General features: G+C 55.4%; 13 protein-coding genes and 1 riboswitch. Of the genes, 3 read left to right on the plus strand and 10 right to left on the minus strand.

The genetic code is table 11. The features are described from left to right. Positions 1-303 precede the first annotated feature (303 nt). Positions 304-1,872 (plus strand): sugar porter family MFS transporter, encoded by a 1,569-nt coding sequence (locus tag Poly41_RS01790; protein WP_146524201.1) that lies wholly within the window; start codon positions 304-306, stop codon positions 1,870-1,872. Between the two features lie 128 nt (positions 1,873-2,000). On the opposite strand, the gene Poly41_RS01795 is transcribed toward Poly41_RS01790, so the two are convergent. From Poly41_RS01795 to Poly41_RS01805, 3 genes are all read right to left on the minus strand, one after another. Further along, on the minus strand, positions 2,001-2,498 hold the full coding sequence (locus tag Poly41_RS01795) for a fasciclin domain-containing protein (protein ID WP_390621400.1): 498 nt from the start codon (positions 2,496-2,498) through the stop codon (positions 2,001-2,003). 329 nt (positions 2,499-2,827) lie between these two features. Next, positions 2,828-3,448: a zinc-ribbon domain-containing protein gene (locus Poly41_RS01800; RefSeq protein ID WP_146524203.1), complete on the minus strand. Its 621-nt coding sequence runs from the start codon at positions 3,446-3,448 to the stop codon at positions 2,828-2,830. A gap of 77 nt (positions 3,449-3,525) precedes the next feature. Continuing rightward, a complete protein-coding gene (locus Poly41_RS01805; protein WP_231615328.1) occupies positions 3,526-4,464 on the minus strand; it encodes an alpha/beta hydrolase in 939 nt (312 codons plus the stop codon). 188 nt (positions 4,465-4,652) lie between these two features. On the opposite strand from Poly41_RS01805, the gene Poly41_RS01810 reads away from it, so the two are divergent. Both Poly41_RS01810 and Poly41_RS01815 read left to right on the plus strand, forming a co-directional pair. Then, entirely contained in the window at positions 4,653-5,528 is an 876-nt protein-coding gene (locus tag Poly41_RS01810; RefSeq protein WP_390621401.1) for an ABC transporter permease, read from the plus strand. A gap of 4 nt (positions 5,529-5,532) precedes the next feature. Then, positions 5,533-6,414: an ABC transporter permease gene (locus Poly41_RS01815; protein WP_146524204.1), complete on the plus strand. Its 882-nt coding sequence runs from the start codon at positions 5,533-5,535 to the stop codon at positions 6,412-6,414. Between the two features lie 60 nt (positions 6,415-6,474). Here the strand turns inward: Poly41_RS01815 and dapB are convergent, their stop codons facing one another. From dapB to Poly41_RS01845, 7 genes are all read right to left on the minus strand, one after another. Beyond that, positions 6,475-7,284, minus strand: a complete 810-nt coding sequence (gene dapB, locus Poly41_RS01820) for a 4-hydroxy-tetrahydrodipicolinate reductase (RefSeq protein ID WP_146524205.1) — start codon at positions 7,282-7,284, stop codon at positions 6,475-6,477. 61 nt (positions 7,285-7,345) lie between these two features. Beyond that, positions 7,346-9,562 carry an amino acid permease gene (locus Poly41_RS01825; RefSeq protein ID WP_146524206.1) on the minus strand — a complete coding sequence of 739 codons (2,217 nt, stop codon included), beginning with the start codon at positions 9,560-9,562 and terminating at the stop codon, positions 7,346-7,348. Positions 9,563-9,577: 15 nt separating this feature from the next. Beyond that, a complete protein-coding gene (locus tag Poly41_RS33795; protein ID WP_197231000.1) occupies positions 9,578-9,724 on the minus strand; it encodes a hypothetical protein in 147 nt (48 codons plus the stop codon). 245 nt (positions 9,725-9,969) lie between these two features. After that, positions 9,970-10,179 carry a DUF1289 domain-containing protein gene (locus Poly41_RS01830; RefSeq protein WP_146524207.1) on the minus strand — a complete coding sequence of 70 codons (210 nt, stop codon included), beginning with the start codon at positions 10,177-10,179 and terminating at the stop codon, positions 9,970-9,972. 11 nt (positions 10,180-10,190) lie between these two features. Next, positions 10,191-15,608, minus strand: coding sequence for a DUF4465 domain-containing protein (locus Poly41_RS01835; RefSeq protein WP_146524208.1), 5,418 nt, complete (start codon positions 15,606-15,608; stop codon positions 10,191-10,193). A 47-nt stretch (positions 15,609-15,655) separates the two neighbouring features. Then, on the minus strand, positions 15,656-16,510 hold the full coding sequence (locus Poly41_RS01840; protein WP_231615329.1) for a DUF1559 domain-containing protein: 855 nt from the start codon (positions 16,508-16,510) through the stop codon (positions 15,656-15,658). A 143-nt stretch (positions 16,511-16,653) separates the two neighbouring features. After that, positions 16,654-16,932, minus strand: a riboswitch (cobalamin riboswitch). A 325-nt stretch (positions 16,933-17,257) separates the two neighbouring features. Beyond that, the gene (locus Poly41_RS01845) at positions 17,258-18,646 is read right to left on the minus strand and encodes a Gfo/Idh/MocA family protein (protein WP_146524209.1); all 1,389 of its coding nucleotides are present in this window, start codon (positions 18,644-18,646) and stop codon (positions 17,258-17,260) included. Between the last annotated feature and the right edge of the window lie 92 nt (positions 18,647-18,738).

The raw sequence follows: 18,738 nt of genomic DNA on the forward strand, positions 1-18,738 counted from the left end.
GCCAGAGAGAACGTCCATGTTTACTAAGAGTGATAAAGGGGCCGCGGTTTCTTTATTCGACCTCAAAATGGACTGACGCTAAAGCGACTCCTGTCCTGCCTTGATTCCTTACCGAAACGCGCCCGCCCCCGCAATTGCGAGCAACGGTCCCTTCCATACTCCTCCAGTAAAAACTCGCGCCAATTCAGAGTCAGTAAAACTGAGCACAAACCAGGCGAGGCCGCGTGTTGACAACGCACGCTCGCAATATGCTAACCTGTTAGATCCTAATGAAGGACTCATTATCTTTAGCCGGGTTTTCCTATGAACAAGCGTCTGTTTTTCTGGTCATTGACCTCTGCACTAGCCGGTTTTTTGTTCGGTTTTGACACCGTTGTGATTTCAGGGGCCGAAAAACCGATCCAGGCACTTTGGGAGTTGAGCAGCGTCGAGCATGGTCTGGCCATGAGTATGGCGCTTTGGGGTACGGTGGTCGGCTCGCTGATCGGCGGCTGGCCAACGGACAGATTCGGACGCACCAAGACGCTGTTGTGGATCGGAATCCTTTACGTCGTGTCGGCCGTTTGGTCGGCAATGGCAACGGATGTTTACTCATTCATGATCGCCCGCTTTATCGGTGGTCTCGGCGTAGGCATCTCTACGGTTGCCGCACCCTTGTACATCTCTGAAATTTCTCCACCAGCCATGCGTGGTCGTTTGGCGGGGATGTTTCAATTCAACATCGTGCTCGGCATTCTGATCGCGTTCTTGTCCAATGCGTTGCTCGGCAACGTGGGCGAGAATGCATGGCGATGGATGATGGGCGTCGAGGCCTTTCCCGCGATCGTCTACTCGTTGTTGTGTTTCACGTTGCCCGAGAGTCCTCGTTGGCTGATCGGCCGCGGCGATCGAGAAACGGGATTGGAGGTTCTTCGAACCATCAACTCCGATGCATCCGAAGCCGACGTGCTTGCGTTGGCCGATGAGATTGTCGCAGCGGCGACGTCAAGCGAGAGAGTCACCCATGGATTCTGGTCATGGAAGTTGCGAACGCCCATCATGCTCGCATTTCTGGTTGCGTTTTTTAACCAGCTTTCTGGGATCAATGCGATTCTATACTTTGCGCCTCGGATCTTCGGCTTGACCGGCTTGGATCAACAGGCCGCCTTGCTTCAATCGGTAGGCATCGGGCTGACCAATCTTATCTTTACGTTCGTCGGCTTGTATCTGATCGATCGACTCGGACGAAAAACCCTGCTTTTCATCGGCGCGATTGGATACATCGTCTCACTTGGCTTGTGCTCCTATACCTTTTTTGCGAATGCCTCAGAATTCAAAGTCGCTTCCACTGCGATCGAAGTCGTTGGTGTGATTGAGAAGATCGAGCAATCGCCCACGCCCGATTCCTACGCCGAGGATCTTTCGGAAGCCAAAACTGCATTTGCAGCCTCGGTAACCGATGATTACCGAGGCGAACCGATCACGATTCGTGAGGAAGCCTCCGTGGCTGAGTGGAAGACCATCGCTCAACAAGCGGTCACCGATGCGTCGGAAGCGTCCAACCCGGCGGGGATGATTGTGTTGTTATGCATCTTTGGTTTCATCGCCGCACATGCCGTCGGTCAAGGTGCCGTTATTTGGGTCCTGATTTCAGAAATCTTCCCGAACAAGTATCGCGCCGCAGGCCAATCGCTCGGAAGTTTTACGCATTGGATTTTTGCCGCGATGCTGACACTTGTCTTTCCCTGGATGGTCACCTACTTCGCACCCGGTTACGTGTTCGGCTTTTTCTGCTTCATGATGGTCTTGGAACTGTTCTGGGTGATCTTTTTGGTCCCCGAAACCAAGGGCGTTCCGTTGGAACAAATACAACGCCAACTGGGCGTGGAGTAGCTCGCGGACGTTGGCTGTTCATCCGCTTCCTGTAGCCACGGCTTTCCAGCAGTGGCCGACTACGAAAAAATCCCGAACATTCAAGAGGAATGTCCGGGAATTTTAAAACACGAAAGGATTGTTAGAGACTACTTTTCTGCGGGAATCAAAACGCTGTCGATCACGTGGATGACGCCGTTCTTGCAAACAATGTCTGTCTTCAAAACTTTGGCGTCATTAATCTTGACCCCATCGCTGCTCGCGGTGATATTCACCTTCTGACCTTGAACCGTCTTGGCCTCGTCCAACTTAACAACGTCGGCAGCCATCGCCTTCGCCGCGACGACGTGATAGGTCAAGATCGCAATCAGCTTCTGCTTGTTTTCTGGTTTCAACAGCGTCTCAACCGTTCCCTTCGGAAGCTTTTCAAACGCTTCGTTGGTTGGCGCCAAAACGGTGAACGGCCCGTCACCGCTCAGCGTGTCCACGAGCCCTGCTGCCTTCACAGCGGCCACGAGCGTGCTGAACGCTTCGTTACCTGCAGCAACTTCGACAATCGTCTTTTCCTGAGTCTTCACTGCTTCCTCTGCGACGCAAACTGCGGGAGCCACGACTGCAACAGCAACACCTGCAACTAAACTAAACAAACTTCTCATCTTATTTTCTCTCTCGAAAGTGGGTCGAACGTCTGGGTGACAAGTACGGGATTGCTTGCGAAACGCACAAGCGAAGGAGGATGGGTAAGTGCCCCGTGTCACGTGGCGATCAACGTATTTTTTTGGAATATCTGTTACGCGGAAAGCTTTAGCGTTTCCGATACGCAAACTCTGCTGCCGGCTAGCAGGTGCATTCTTTGCACGACGAGATGTTAGCGGGCCGTCAAGCGGCATTCGCAAAAAAATTTCGCAAGAAACTCAGGGCTCAATCGGCCGCATGACTCCGTGCAGTAGCTGAATCACTAGCCAGCGGAGCGCGGTCACGCTTCGGCCGTCGGTTCGCTAAGATGATTGATCAGTTCAACGAATTGATCTTGAGGAATTCCGAGGGTGGTCGACAACTGCGCCAACTGCTTCTGATGCCCAGGTTGCAAATCGTCACCGGCCGACATCGTGTGGAACGCCAACTTGACCACAAGTGCCTTTCCGTGTGGCGACAGGGTTTCCGCGATCTTACCGACATACGTGTTCAAATCGGCGGCGGACTCGGTGGCCATGGCGATTTCGTTGTCGAGCGTTTCCGCGGGAATCGGAAGCCCCGCGATCTCCATATACTGTTTCTTGATCTCGGCTCGTTCGGCGTCGTCCACAATGTCATCCGCAAGTGCCGCCATCACCATCACGCGAAGCAAATGCTGATTGGTCTGTTGCTGCTCTTGCTCGGGGTCGTACGCCAGGATCTCTTCTGCAAACGTACCACCACAAGAGGAGCACTCGACAAAACGCCCCGCGACGTTCAGTGGGATCAACGGGATGAAGTAAAGGGTAAAGAAGTTCCTCACTTGCTTGAGGCTACCGCTTCGCATCGTCGAACACTGCGGACAATGAAATTGAGTCGCTTCAACCGTCGACGTCAATCCGCGTGAGCCCCAAATGATCATCAGTGGTTTCCCGAAATAGCAGAACCGTAACCAACAGGCAATGCCTCATTGTGTACCTTGGTCCGTGCTGCTGCAAGCTACTGGTTGTCGATCATTTTCAGACGCTTCAGCCATGCTTCGCAAAGGCCCGGCCACAGAGATGCGCCTTCAACATTGCGTGCCAAACCGAGCCCATGACGACCTTCAGCAAACAGGTGCATTTCCACCTGCACTCCTTTGTCAACACATGCCCGGTAATACTGCAAGCTGTTCTCGACGGGCACGGACTGGTCCTCGGCCGTATGGAACAAGAAGGTTGGCGGCGTATCGGCCGTGACTTGAGTTGGATTGTCAAGCGATGCCAATAGACGTGGGTCGGGATCGCTGCCAAGCAAGTTTCGTTGACTGCCGAGGTGCGTATATGGCGTGCCGAGGGAGAGGACACCATAGCAGAGAATACTGAAGTTTGGCCGCGAAGATACTTTTGCGATCGGGTCATCGGATTGGTCGTTGACTTGCGCAAAATGCGTCGAAACGGTCGACGCAAGGTGACCGCCAGCGGAAAAACCAATCACACCGATTTGATTCGGGTTCAAATTCAATTCGTTCGCTCGCGCCCGTAGCGTTTGAATCGCACGCTGGGCATCAAGCATCGGAGCCGGGTGACCATAACCCTCACCCCCATTACCGGCGCCGCGAAGCCGATACGTACAGATCGCGGAACTCATTCCCATCGATCGGAACCACTCGGCAATCTCATCCCCTTCGTGTCCCATCGCGTGCCTCCCGTATCCGCCACCGGGCAAAATGACGACACTCGCGACTGGGGTTTCCGATTCAGCCAACGTAAAAATCAATTCGGGGACATCACCTTTCTCGGTAAATCGAGCCCCTGGAACGCCAGCGGGCCAAAGCGGTTCCGACATTTGGGCCGGCGTGTCGGCAGCGGCAACATGGACGAAGGTCATCGCGAAAACCAATGCAGCAGACGTAAGGAAACAAGACGAAAATAGGTGGGGCAGGGCAGGGCAGGACATTGGAAGCCTCATGATGGGAAAACTGGCAAGCAGATGACCGCCATTGTAGCGGATTGTCTGGGCGGTACGATGGAAGTGAAAAGAAGAGGAAAGTTGTCACCGAACGATTGGCGAATGCTGAAAGCCCCCTTCTCTCGCGTCTCCACACTCTTGCAGCCTAAAACGTGCCTTCTCACTCCTCCAACTCGCTGACCGTGCCTCACCATGCCGCCGGGTTGTCGTGGCGTTTCTCGACTTGGTGGGTCATTCTGCGAACGGCGCTCGAAGAACGCCTCGTTTACCGAGGCGACTTCGCACTCGGTACACTGATGCGATTCCTACCGATCCTTACCCAAATTTTCTTGTGGTTCGCCATCTTTGACGCAATCAATGCTCAACAGGGCAACACCCGCGAATCGAGCACGGCACAGATCGGTGGTTTTGGATTTCGCGACATGGTCGCCTACTACTTGTTGACCATGGTCGCGCGTGCATTTTCGAGCATGCCGGGCTTGGCGTCGGGCATTGCCCAGCAAATTCGTGATGGAGAGATCAAGCGATATTTGATTCAACCGATCGATTTGATCGGATTTCTGTTGCTGACACGCATTGCTCATAAGCTTGCGTATTACGCGATTGCGGTCGGGCCCTTCGCTTTGGTCTTCTTTCTGTGCCGCGATTACTTCGTGACGGGTTGGCCGAGTGCCTCGGTAATGATCGCCTTTGTCGCATCACTCTTGATGAGCTTTTTGATTGGGTTCTTTCTCGAAGCAGCTATTGGGATGATTGGGTTCTGGTTCCTCGAAGTCTCCTCTCTTCTATTCATCTACATGCTGTTCAGTTTCTTTTTGTCCGGTCATATGTTTCCGCTTACGCTACTTCCCGAGGGCATTGGAAGTATCGTCCAATTCCTACCTTTCAAGTACCTCGCCTACTTCCCGGCCGCGGTCTTCTTAGGAAAAATCCCGTCGGAACAACTGCCAATGGAAATGGCGATTCAATTCTCCTGGCTGGTCTTCTTTCTCATCGTCTGCCGCCTTGCCTACGCTCGAGGCGTCCGGCGTTACAGCGGATTTGGGGGCTAAGGCAATGGACGATCCCGCGACAAAAGAAAGTAAACCGGTTGGCCCCAATTACTGGAAAGTCTTCCTGACGTTCGCCAGCAACAGTCTGGTACGGGACATGACGTTCCGTGTCAACTTTTTCTTACAATGCGTCAGCAGCATTGGCTGGACGCTGATGAACGTCGGCTTTTACCTGATCATTTTTCAATACACCGGCTCGATCGGGGAAGACACGGGTTGGGATCGTGACAAATTCTTTGTCTTTCTGGCAACCACCTGGTTTGTCAACTCGTTGGTGCAAGCGTTCTTTATGCCGAACGCGCAAGAGTTTAGCGAATTGATTCGCACGGGAGGGCTCGACTTTGCACTGCTGAAACCCATCGACACTCAATTCTTGATTTCGTTTCGCCGAATCGATTGGAGTGCGTTATCGAACTTCGTTGCCGGCATCGTGATTGCTGCGATTGCGCTCTATTCCTTAGCCACTCGCGAGGTCAATCCGATGATCCCCTCGCTGATTTCTGTGCTGCTGTATTTTGTGTTTGTTGTTTGCGGTGTGCTGATTATGTATAGCCTGATGATCTCACTGAGCGCGACAAGCATTTGGCTGGGAAGGAACCAAACGCTCTACAATTTCTGGTTCTACATTACCAACTTCAGCCGTTATCCGATGGAGATTTACGACCGCGGTTGGGGTAAACCGTTGTACGGGTTCTTCACTTTCGTGATTCCGGTGCTGCTGGTCGTGAATGTACCAGCTCGGCTACTGGCTCGGCCGATCGATCCGCGAACCGACTGGGAATGGATGCTGGTTGGTTGGGCGTTGGTGGCAACCCTCGTAAGCCTCGCGACAAGCCGGTGGATCTTTAAGAAGGCGCTGCTGAGTTACCGGAGTGCCAGCTCGTAGTGGCGGTGAGTTTTTTGAAGCGAGCAAGCGATCGCTCGCTTCGCCTGCGATCACACCGTACTAGGAATCAAGTCCCAGCACATCGAACATGTTGTACATGCCCTTGGGCCGCCCGACCAACCACTTGGCTGCACAGATCGCACCGGAGGCGTAGCAATCACGATTGCTCGCAGCCACGTTCAGTTCGATCTTTTCACCGATCATCCCAAACACGATCGAGTGTTCGCCGGGATTATCACCAACGCGAACCGCATGGTAGCCGATCTCGCTACGAGTCCTTTCACCGGTATGCCCTTCGCGGCCGTGGACGTGCCTCGTATTCGGCCCAAGTTTCTTACCGATCAATTCACCGAACTTTAAAGCAGTCCCACTCGGTGCATCGGTCTTGAAACGATGATGCCGTTCGATGATTTCGACGTCCAAGCCGCCAATCACATCATCGAGTGTTTCGGCCACTTGTTCGGCCAATTTCATGGTCAGATTGACCGCCAAGGACATGCTCGGTGCACACACGACCGGAATCAACTTGGACGCGGCATCGAGCTTTGCCTTTTGTTCATCGCTCAACCCCGTGGTTGCAACGACAAGAGGCGTGGTCGCTTCCACGCATTCCTCGATACAGCGATCAATCGCCTCGGGCAAAGAGAAGTCGATCACCACATCAACCTCTTCCGGCCATTGGCTCAATAGCTCAACGCCAATCGGGGCAAAGCCAGCCACGACGCCAGCATCTTCCCCCAGATGAGGGTTGCTTTGGTGATCGATCGCAGCGACGATCTTCAGCGAGGTGTCTTCGGAGGCGAGGGCAACAACACGACGCCCCATGCGGCCAGCCGCGCCGTGAACGGCGATTTTGATTGGTGTAGTCATACCCGTCAATGTAACGCGGAAACAGGTGGTTGTGCAGATCGGAAGCAAAAATTGTTGGAGTTCAGCCCCGTCGGCTCATCACGATGATGGGGCAATCGGTGCGATCCGCCAGGGCTCGGGTAAAGTCGCCAAACAGTTTCTTCCGTCGACCGACTCGTTGGACCCCCAAAATCAATACATCGGCTTCGTCACAGCGATGTGCGACGGCCGCGATCGCGTCGCTGCTGAGGACAACGTCCACCTGAGATCCTTCACATAAATCTCCGGCCAATCGTTGCAGGTCCCGTTCGGCGCGACGCACCTCGTCCGATGGAGTGCTTGCCGACATCACACGCAAAAACGTGACCTCCAACATCCGCGATCGTTGCATGCTTCCTAGCAGCAACGCCAACAGATGCTCGTGGCCTCCGCGTCCCGCAATCGGAACCAACACTCGTCGCACCTCTGCGAATTTCCAATCCTTTCGCGAACGCAGGATCACCACATTCGCATCCAGCTCTCCTAGCAAGGATTCAAGGTGAGATGCTTGGGCGACATCGTTGATCTTGCTCAACCCTAAGAGTACCGATTCGCAGCGATGAAGCTTTGCCACCCGTGCGATCTCGCGCATCGGATCCGCCGAGATGGTGGTCAGTGACTCGATGTGGACGCCGCAATTTGCCGAAGCGTGCAAAATTTCTCGCATCACCTCCTGGGATCGAACAATCGGCTGGTCATCCAATTGAGGCGTCCAGTCCTGGGGAGGCACGACAATCGTCTGAGTTAACACCCGGCCGATATCGGCCGGCACCAACGCGTCCGCCAGCGAAATCATTGCCAAGGCGTTTTGAGGATTCGCGATCGGGACGAGCACCAGCGGTGTGCGCCCACGAAGCGTGTGCAGTTCGGGGTTGATCGCGGTGTTGGACGCATCCAGAACACTTGCACGCGTCCGAAACAGAGCAATGAACATCACGCCACCCAGACCCAACCAAAAAATCGTGATCATCCCAGCCGAGGGAACCGCGATCCCTTGGAAAACCGCTAAAGCGAGACAGCAAGCACCGCCGAGCACAGGAACCGATGGGTACATCGGGGTCCGAAAGGGGGGTGGTCGACGATGGCTGCGACGGCGAACCAAGAATGCAATCAGGTGTCCGATCGCAAACGTGATCAAGAAGATGAGACTCGACGCTGCACCGGCGGCACTGACATCGGGCAACACGATCAGGATCAACGAAACCAATCCGGCGGTGACTCCGATCGCACGGATCGGAGTTTTGTGAGGGCCGCTCAGGCTTGCAATTTGAGAGGGTAGCGTTCGGTCAACGGCCATCGCTCGAGCGATCCGTGATGCGGCAAACAAGTTGGCTTCCAGTGCCGAAAACATCGACAGCACCGCGGCAACGATAACCAACCAATATCCGCTAGGCCCCATGAAGTTCTCAGCCGCCACCGCAATCACCCCCTCCGGGTTGGCTACGGCTGCTTCGCGGATCGATTGCCCCGGTGGGGTCCCCACTGCGGTAATGACAAGCAGCAGCGGGACATAGATGGCCACCGCGATCAGCAGCGATAGAATCATTGCCCGCGGAATCGTTTTTGTCGGTTCACGCACTTCCCCACCAACGGCCGCGATCAAATCAAACCCTTGAAGTGCGATGAACGTGTAACCCATCGCCTGGACCAGTCCACCAATTCCGGAAGTAAAAAACGGATCAAATGCAGTGGATAGCTCAGCAGGCGACTGCCGCGCCACCGCAACGACGCCTGCCAAGATCAGCAGTCCGAACACAAACACCTTGCCGACGTTGACGAAATGTCCGCCCCCCGCAGAGCGTAGCATCAAGGAAGCAGACAACAGAACAGTTGTGGCAATCGCACCGACGGTCTTGACCGCAGGATGGACGAGCCAGTCGGGAACCTCGCCGCAGCATGCCTGCCAAAGGTCGGTCACCATCACGAGCGAGAAGTGAGAAAACCCGATGGCATACAACACGGCTGCGACAACCGAGGCGAACCAAACGACCCAGCCGACTGCAAAGGCGGCTTCGACCGACATTGCCTTTTTAGCGAACGTATACGTTCCACCCGACTGCGGGAATTTTGAAGCCAACTCTGCCAAACTTAGCGCCGTCAGCAGGGCGATGATACCATTGACAGCGAACGCAACCACAGCGGCCGGACCCGTCGTCGCAAACGCCGTTCCAGCCAAAGCCAGAATACCGCCGCCAACGATCGCGCCCACGCCCACGCCGGTGGCACCAAGAAGCGTCAAATGCCGAGAATGTGAATCCATCAAGTCAACAATTCCCTACGGTCCGTCGTTCAAATCAGGCAGGTTCACCAACATCATCAATCGGGCTGATCGCATGTAGTCGAGATCGACCCGATGGAGTCGTTCGACACGCGTTTCGGGGTCCAGTTCGCTACCGATCCATGACGCATTGATCTCAGTCATAGCACCGAATTGTGCTTGTTCGCTTTCCGGCAATCGCTGGAAGAGAATATCGATGTCCTCGGCCGCAATCGTTTTCTTCAGGGCGTTGTCTGCTGACGTAAGGCTGTTAAAGCTCGCTCGGCGCAGTCTACTGGGAATCCATCTGAGCGTCCAGGATGGAAAATGCTTCTGGTTTTACCTGGAATCAATCAATCCATCCGCTTGCGTTTCCCACCGCGGAAAGACCCTCATCGAAGTCGGCAAGCTCAGAAAACGCTCGGCTTCGCCGCCTTCCTTCGTGCATTGGCTCGTTCAATGATCCGCTCTTTCTCGCGGACGCAAGCGACCGACCAGCAACCGATCTCCTGACGGCTTCGGAAGCAACCGCTACAAATCTGTGACCCGTTGAGCTGACATTGGCCGACACACGGCGAACGTCGTCCAACTTCTTCACTTTTTTCGAACGAAGGGTTCATGACAATCCATCCTACGGATCCAATCCCAAGACAAGCCCCTGCAGCGTGGGCCCCTGCAGCGTGGACTCGTCCAAGTCCAACAGCGATTTGCCTAAATCACGCATTACCAAATCGATTTGATCCACAGAGGCCCTATCAAGAGGCTCCCTCGGATAGACGCCGACGCTTGATTGGCCTGTGGATTCTCGGCTGCTGGAGTGACGAAGACCCTCAGATGATAGGAAAGTGTCAAGTGACGGCTCTGGGGTGGTAGGCAAAGACCAGCCCGTCGCGATCCGTTCTGATTCGGCGTGTGGGTGGATGACCGAATCGTTCAGCCGATTGATAACGATCAATGCATCTTGGGCGGTCAATTCACCGTCACCACTGACATCCAAGTAATTGCCATCGAAATCGTCTAGGGAAGTGAGGGTCGGTAAATCCGTGCCACTTTGAATCTGCAATTGGTTGATGATTGCTAAGGCGTCCGATGCGGTGACTTCGCCATTGTGGTTCACGTCAAGGTAGTCTCGAACGTTTTGCCATGGTGATGCCGACTCGATCATCATCTCCGTTTCCCCTTGCCCAATCACCTGCATGAACGCTCCATTCACCATCCTTGGCGACAACAAAGTCCAAGCGGAATCGATGATTACGGGACGCGACATCGCATGGATCACGGTGGTCACCTGCGGACCCAGCGACACGAGTGTCGCGCGTGAGTCGATCACGATGGATCCCGAGGGCCGCTCGGCAACCACCATCACTTCGAAACCGCGGACGGAATCACCGAAAAAATCCGCCAGGTTCAAATCATCGAAAGTGGGTAGGATCGTCAGCGAATCAAAGCCTTCACCTCCGTCGACCTCAATCATTCCAACCGAGGGCATCTCGGTTGTGTCATCACCGCCGGCAAGGTTCAATCGAACCGGCAGCTGACCGAAGTCATCGGCGGGTACGACCAAATGCTGGTCGCGATCGTCACCCGTCCACTGAAACGCACCATCCGCCTCGGTGAGCGAAAACAGGTAGCCTGAATCCACGTCACGCAGATGCGGCATCCCCTTTGGACCCGACAATTCAATTGTGGCGACCGCGTATTCTTCAACATGCACCTTGACCAAGCCTGTCTCGGCCGCTGCATAAGCGGGGTCCGATTCCCCGCTAACAATTTCAAATCGGACGCCGACTTGTTCGTTCTCTTCAATCAAGAAGTCGGGCACGCCCGCGAAGGAAACCTTTTGAGGGATGTTCCAGTTTTCACTCGTGAAGATCATTTGCGTCTCACTCACGGTGAAATGCCCCTCCGCTTCCGGCACGATTCCAACGACCACTTCCGATGAAGGTTGGACCGTCAAACGCACTTCGACAAAATCGGTCGTCCCCGATTCGCTGACGTTCGTCGTTCCTGCGGACTGGGAAAGACGAAGACCGGCCGATTGGAAATCGTTGTCAATCACATGAATCGTGTCTCCGACCGACTGATGACTGCCCGCGTTCCCTTCGACCATCACCAACGTGTCGTCATCAAACATCGAATCGTCGACAACCGTGAAAGTGAAACCCGCAGTTTGATCACTCGCTGGGATCGTAACGCTTGTCGGAAGCCGTAAAGCGGCGGGATGATCGGCGGACAAATCAACGACCAACGGCTCCGACACGTTGGCATCATTTCGGTGCACGATTCCACGGATCACGGTCGCAGCGGAGGAGGCCATTTGGATGTTATCGACGGCAAAATAGGCCGGTGTGTTCATTCCGAAGGGCCCGCTATCGGAACTGCTGAGCGAAAACATCAAATGGTCCGCAGCAGCGATACTCGACAAATCAATTTCCGTCCACGCATCGACAATGTAATCGAGCGAGTTGTCAGCAAACCGGAAATCCGCAAGATAGAATTCCATCTCACCGATGGATTGATCTGCTTCGTCCATGCCGTGAATCGTCAGCAACATCCAATCAGGATCGTTGCCGGTTTCCCCACCAAACTTCTTTGCGAACTGATCTCCATTGAGCATCGACAGAGCCGCGTAGGTGGTGTTGGTCACCGTCAACGAATCGAACAAAAGGCCATCCGTCGTGTCGGCGTGATGAATCGTTGGCGAGATGCCACCCGTCGTACCGATTGCGTACGTGTCTGACCCGTTCGCTCCGCTGCCTGGCAAGGCACTGTACTGGTTCGCGTACCCAACGGTCGTGGCGTCGGTCGTATTCGAGTAGGCCCACCCTGACCAGGACGCCCATTCCGGATTGTAATCGTTGTTGAAAACCAGCCCGGAGGAAGCAAAAGACCCGGCGCCGTCTGAACCGTTGTAGGCGGTTTCCGGAGTCAATCCCTGGCCGAGTCGTTCCAAATCTGCCAGAGGCGATCCCTCGGATTCGTTGCCTGACGGTGTCAGGAACGTCAGCGTCACGGTGGGCTCATCGTCATCGGCAATCCGCACCTCGGTTGTCGCGACAAGCTCGACGGCGCTTGCGCGGAAGGTGACGCTCTGATCCCCATCGACTTTCCAATCGTCATAGACGCGAACGGGCACTTGGATCGACGCTTGTCCGGCAGGAATCGTGACGGTTGGCGGAACATTCGCGAGCGTGGGGGCGCTGCTCCAAAGCGTCACGTCGATCGCTTCGGTCAACTCCATCTTTTCTCGCGTCACCGTAATCGAAGCGGGATCGGCAACGGCGCCCGGAGCGACGACAACATCGTCGATCGCAAAGTAGGCGGGCGTGTTCATGCCATAGTCGCCATTGTCCGACGAGGTGAGCGAAAACCGTAACTCCGTCGCCGCGCCCAACGACGAAACGTCGACCGTCACCCAATCTTGCACCACGTAATCAAGGCTATTGTCGTCGAAGCGGTAGTCGGCCAAATAGAACTCAACGGTGCCAACGGAGGATCCTTGTTCGTTCAACCCTTCGATCGTGAGCAAGAACCAATCTTGATCATTGCCGGATTCACCTCCGAACTTTTTGGCGAACATGTCACCCTCGATCATCGACAGTGCTGCGTAGGTCGTGTTGGTGACGTCGATCTCGGCAAAGCCGGTGCCGAAACTTGGGTCTCGCGAGATCGCCGGTGGATCGATCCCGTAAACCGAAGCGACCGCATACGTATCCGATCCACCTGTTCCGCTGCCGGGAAACGCGCTGTATTGGTTCAAGTACCCCGCAGTGGTTGTATCGATGGTGTTCGAATAAGACCATCCCGACCAAGAGCCGAAGTCCGGGTTGTAGTCGTTGTTGTAGGTCACCTGACCGGAAACAAACTCCGCTGCACCGTCTGCGCCATTGTAGAACGACGCCTGGCCCAAACGAGCACCAAGATCCTCAAACGAGCTAGTCGGAAACGCGTCCGATTCGGAAAACGAAGGCTTGCTTGGCGACAGTGCTATCGACGCAGTGTCGTTATCAACGACATCAACGGCAATTCCCGCGGGGACGAACCCCGTTGCAGAAACCGTGAACTGGACCACCGTCACACCGTGGTCGATTTCGTCGTCGACTCCTTCAATCGCGAACGTTGCAGAACGGGTCCCCGCAGGCAGGGTCACCGTCGCCGGAGCCGAAGCGATGGAGGGAAGATTGCTTTCAATTTGAACGGTAATCGCATTCCCCGCGTTGATCGCGTCACGAGAAATCGTTGCCGTGACCGACTGGGATTCGTGAACCGATGCGGTGTCCATCGCCAAATGGAGTTCGGGGATGTCATCATCGACGATCGTTAACGTTCGAGTGGTCTGCAGTTCGGCGCCGGCTGCGGCAGTCACCGTGACGACCGTATCGCCCGACGCCGAGGCATTGTCAACGACGCTGATATTGAAATCAACGGACGCCTTCCCAGCCGGGATGGTGACAGAGGAAGGAATCACAACGGATGGGCTACCGGATTGCAGTGAAACCACCTGTGCCACGTCCAAACTCGTCCCTGCACGGGTGACTCGTCCCTGGGTCGCACCGATTCCGGCCTGCTCGTCGACGTAATAATCTGCAAAATCGATGGCCAATCCAGGCTCGACCATCACCACTTCATCGACCGCGAAAAAGGCGGGCGTGTTCATCCCGTAAATACCAACATCCGACGAGGTGAGGGTGAATTGCAGCGAGGTTGCTTGGTTCAGCGATGACACGTCAAGGGTCTGCCAAGTGTCGACCACGTAATCTAAGTTTGAGTCGGCGAAGCGGTAGTCGGCAAGGTAGAACTCCACCGTCCCGACACTCGCATCGGCGTCGTCCTTTCCTTCAATCGTCAACAAGAACCAATCAGCGTCGTTGCCGCTGACGCCGCCGAATTTCTCAGCGAACGAATCACCGTCTCGCATCGATAGTGCAGCGTAGGTGGTGTTGGTAACGTCGATCGAGCTAACGGTCCCTGCATCAGTCGGTAACGTGAGGGTGGGTGGCTGGTAGAAGTCGGATTGATCGACGAATCCCACTGCATAAGTCGATGAACCGTTGGCCCCACTGCCTGTGAAGGCGCTGAAGGGATTCAGGTAGCCGGCGGTGGTGGTGTTGGTCCCGTTGGAATAAGCAAAACCATTCCACGCACCCGAGTCAAGCGATATCGCGTTGTTCAGCGATGCACCGCCCGAGTGAAACTGGCCTACGGTGGTTCGTTCATCATAGGCACCCGTGATGGTCGTCCCGTTGGGGTCGGGCCCGTTCCAATGACCGTTCGGTGTGAGCGATCCGCCGACATCCTCGAAGTCGATCTTTGATGTCGACAGGGGGACTTGATTGATCACACCGACAGCATCAAGATCAAACCCGGCACTGCCAATCGTGGGATACGGATCATAGATCGCGTCCCCACTGGTATCGGTTGTTGAACCGTCACCAACGATATCGATGATCCGCACATGGGTCACCGCCGACACATCCAACCGCGAGGAGGCGTTCTTTAGCAGTTCGAGGTCCAAGGGCGTGCCGAAACCTTGGCGATACTTACCGGCCAAACCATTGATCTGCGTTGGATCCGTGGAATCGTAGGAACCCACGGGTTCGGCGGTTCGAGAATCGTTGGGGAAGCGAAAGAAGTCCACGCCGTTGGAAGAAACCTCAACGAATCCGAGTTCCAGGAACGTGTCGGTCAATGCGTTTTCAAACACGGCAAAATCGGCACCGAGTCCATTGCGGATCGGCTTTTCAAATCGCAAGGTGATTTCTCCTCCGCGACCGAGTGCAACGATCCCCGCACTGGTCCCCTCGGCCTGCCCGAGTGCCTCGCCCGGCGTTTGCCAACTCGCACCCACTTCCGTTCCGGGCCGATAGTCTTCCCAGCCGGTTGCCCAGCCAATGATCGCTGGATCGCTCATCGAAATCGCTGTGCTACCTGGCTGGCCAGCCGCAGGAGCGTAGGGTCCCCCAGCAAGCAACCGACGATCCTCGAGCTGTTCCGTGAGCAGGCGGCGACGAAGGCGATTCGGACGAGATCTACGTGGGAGGTTGTTCATCGTTGTAGGGGGGGTAAAGAAGGATTGTCGTAAATGCCGGATCGCTGCTACCAAGGTTCGGTAACCACTTCCTTGCCAGCTCGGGTGCAAATGGATGCCAGCACTTTCAGGTCCATGCTGTCGGTCAAGAACCTTGCGGAGCCATCGGCAAACAAACCATTCACGCCCTGTGGGTGGAACGAACGCATGTCGTTTTCGAATTTGGGGGCATGGTTGATTTGAAAGGCTTGATCAAACAGGTTCTTACCGTTGATCCACTGGCCATCGGGAAAGGCTGCATCTTCGGAGACCGCGATGGTGGTCGACGAGCCGTCCAAAATGTCACGAAAACCGATCGCTCGATCATGAATCATCACACCGGACGGTGGATCGTTGCGGCTCACGATTCGTTCGCCATAAATGCCCCCATAATCGGTGACGCCTCGGCCCTTAAGCAGATAGTTTGATCTTGGCGTCGAGGGGCAGATGTAAGTGTCGATCACCGATGCCGCGATGTCCACGTTCTTTGGATCGTCATAGGGGACGCCAAAGTCGATGCCTTCCCATACCGATGTCTGCTCGATCTGAGGCAAGACGAATGCGGACCAGGCGAATTCCTTGCCTCTGGGCCACAAGGGACGAGGCTGGACCACTCCCGTGGGAAACTTGTTGAAGGCGGCATGATAGTTGTGTAGCCCAATGCCGATTTGGTGCAGGCGGTTTTGGCATTGCATTCGTCTCGCGGCTTCGCGAGCGGCTTGCACCGCCGGAAGCAAAAGGCCGACCAAGGTTCCAATGATGGCAATCACGACAAGCAATTCCACCAAAGTGAAACCAGCACGGCGTCGGAAGTGACGAAATCGGATCGTGGCAGAACGGATCGCAAGCATTGACTTACCGCCAGAAAAACCAAACGAATGCATGCAGCTCCAACCGATGGCGCAGCAAAACGAACGTGATCCGATCGACGACCAAAGCCCTTTGTGCCGCCAAACCAGAATCGTGATGCTAACCTCACCCAAGAAGGTTTGCGCAGAAGGTGTGACAGCCGGGGTCACCCCTTACACAGCATCCGGTGAGGTCGGTAGGTCTTCTGACTACGTGATGCATGTCATCGATTCCGCCTTCTCATTCCCGAACCCGCCGCAAGGACGTGAACCTGAACAATGGCATGAAAGAGTGAATCGATGGCTTGCTGCAGTCGCCCGAAACCGTTTTCACGACTCCTGACAACACAACAACATCCACTACAGCGGCCGGGCCGTCTCGGATTCTCACCGAAGTTCCCTGTTTCCGCAAAACCAAAGTTCCATTGGTTGCTGCGGCACCGCTCACCGTCCCCAGACTCTATCTTTGCAGACGTTTTGTGTCAAACCTGGGCGATTCAACGAGCGGTTTAACCCAGGAAGGGCTGGAATCGAAGATCAGCCGGCTCCTAAAGGCTTCATTCCAGCCGTCGATTTCGAGTCCGCTATGCGTATCCGGTGATTAGCGACCTCGAGGTCGCGGGCTGGTTTGCATTTCCAACCCCGGATGCGCTATCCGCGATCTGGGGCGAATGGCTGAAATACCTGCGGCATGAAATAGGACCCAAGCCGCCAGTCATATGTTGACGTCCCCAGCAGGAGAGTGATGCTGGATAACTCGCGTTCATCGCGAAAATCCCGACATCAAACCTCTGCCCACCGACCTGGATCCGGAGCCGGGTAGCGGCCATCGGATGCCAATTGCACGGGAGCCTCACTTTCAAACGTCAGCTCGTCAACGTCTTCAGCAAATCGAAAATTGGAATGGAGCACTTCGTCCCACGTGATGGTTCGCCCACAATGGATCGCCGCTCGTCCCATAATCGTTGCCAAGTTCGCATAGATCGAACGCTGCGTCTCATTGTGGGGCTGATCATGACGGATGGCGGTTAACAATGCATCCCATTCGGCGACGTAGGGCGAACGAGGTTCTTCGGGGGCTTCCCATGCGATGCAGTCGTCCCCGATGCGATGATCTTGGTACGTTCGCGTGGTTGCCCGGTGGATGTTCCCCGAAAACTGGCCCGCCTTCTTCGTTCCGTGAACGTAGGTCGCAAAATCGTCCTCGCAACCTCCGATGAACCGGGCGGTAACTAATGCGGTGGCGCCATCCGCGAAACGGTATTCAACGCAATAGGAATCAAAGCATTGCCCGAATTCGTCGTTGTAAGGCGAAACGCCTCCAACGCCACGAGCGGCAACTGGCCACTGATCCTTGAGCCAGCAGCATTCGTCGATCTGATGAATCATAAACTCGCTCAGCAAACCGGCGGATGCCCATTGAAAGTAATAGCGGTTTCGGATTTGGTACTCGACTTCGGATTGTGACGACGGACGCGGGTACAGCTTTCCAACGCCTCCCATCCGAGAGGCGTTTATCAACATCAGGTCCCCCAATTCGCCGTCACGTATTTTCTGGATCAATGCTTGTCGGTTCACGCTATGGCGACACATCAAACCGGTCGCGATCTTCACGTTCTTGTTGCTGGCCTGTTCACCGATCCGTAGCATCCGCTGACAACCGGCCGGATCGGGCGCGAATGATTTTTCCATGAAAACATGGACGCCTTTACTGACCGCATACTCCATGTGCGCGGCGCGACAGTAGGCATAGCCCGTCAACAGCGCAACATCGCCTGGTTTGAGGCAATCGATCGCCTGTTTGTAGGCGTCAAAACCCGCAAATTGCCGTTCCGGAGGGACGTCGATTTGAGTGCCACACTGGCGCTTCAGCGTTTTCTCTGCGAGCGTCATCTTCGCGGCAAATAAATCCGCCATCGCTACCAATTTCACTGGGCCCACGCCAGCAACGGATAACGCATCCACCACCGCGCCGCTGCCCCGCCCGCCGCAGCCAATCAGGGCCAGTTGAATCGTACCGTCTTCCGAGGCGTGGACCCGAGTTGTCGCCGCAGCGGCAAAGGTCGTGGCGATTGCAAGGGTGGAACCAGCCTTGATGGCACTGCGACGAGAGCAGCCAGGCCGAGGGATTTCATCAGTCGTCGATTTTGCAGGTGGGCGTTGTGCATTCATGTCACACTCGTTCGTCGGTAGGAGGGGGAGGAAGGCAACGCAGCGAGCGTTGGGAACCGATCCGGTCACCCTCCCATTCTCGAGGCTGTCGC

This window comes from Novipirellula artificiosorum, assembly GCF_007860135.1.
Taxonomy (GTDB): domain Bacteria; phylum Planctomycetota; class Planctomycetia; order Pirellulales; family Pirellulaceae; genus Novipirellula_A; species Novipirellula_A artificiosorum.

Bases quoted from the DNA above. Each gene is read 5' to 3' on its own strand.
- Poly41_RS01790 (WP_146524201.1), top strand. From the start codon at position 304: ATGAACAAGCGTCTGTTTTTCTGGTCATTGACCTCTGCACTAGCCGGT.
- Poly41_RS01800 (WP_146524203.1), bottom strand. From the start codon at position 3,448: ATGATCATTTGGGGCTCACGCGGATTGACGTCGACGGTTGAAGCGACT.
- Poly41_RS01805 (WP_231615328.1), bottom strand. From the start codon at position 4,464: ATGTCCTGCCCTGCCCTGCCCCACCTATTTTCGTCTTGTTTCCTTACG.
- Poly41_RS01815 (WP_146524204.1), top strand. From the start codon at position 5,533: ATGGACGATCCCGCGACAAAAGAAAGTAAACCGGTTGGCCCCAATTAC.
- dapB (WP_146524205.1), bottom strand. From the start codon at position 7,284: ATGACTACACCAATCAAAATCGCCGTTCACGGCGCGGCTGGCCGCATG.
- Poly41_RS01825 (WP_146524206.1), bottom strand. From the start codon at position 9,562: ATGGATTCACATTCTCGGCATTTGACGCTTCTTGGTGCCACCGGCGTG.
- Poly41_RS33795 (WP_197231000.1), bottom strand. From the start codon at position 9,724: ATGACTGAGATCAATGCGTCATGGATCGGTAGCGAACTGGACCCCGAA.
- Poly41_RS01830 (WP_146524207.1), bottom strand. From the start codon at position 10,179: ATGAACCCTTCGTTCGAAAAAAGTGAAGAAGTTGGACGACGTTCGCCG.
- Poly41_RS01835 (WP_146524208.1), bottom strand. From the start codon at position 15,608: ATGAACAACCTCCCACGTAGATCTCGTCCGAATCGCCTTCGTCGCCGC.
- Poly41_RS01840 (WP_231615329.1), bottom strand. From the start codon at position 16,510: ATGCATTCGTTTGGTTTTTCTGGCGGTAAGTCAATGCTTGCGATCCGT.
- Poly41_RS01845 (WP_146524209.1), bottom strand. From the start codon at position 18,646: ATGAATGCACAACGCCCACCTGCAAAATCGACGACTGATGAAATCCCT.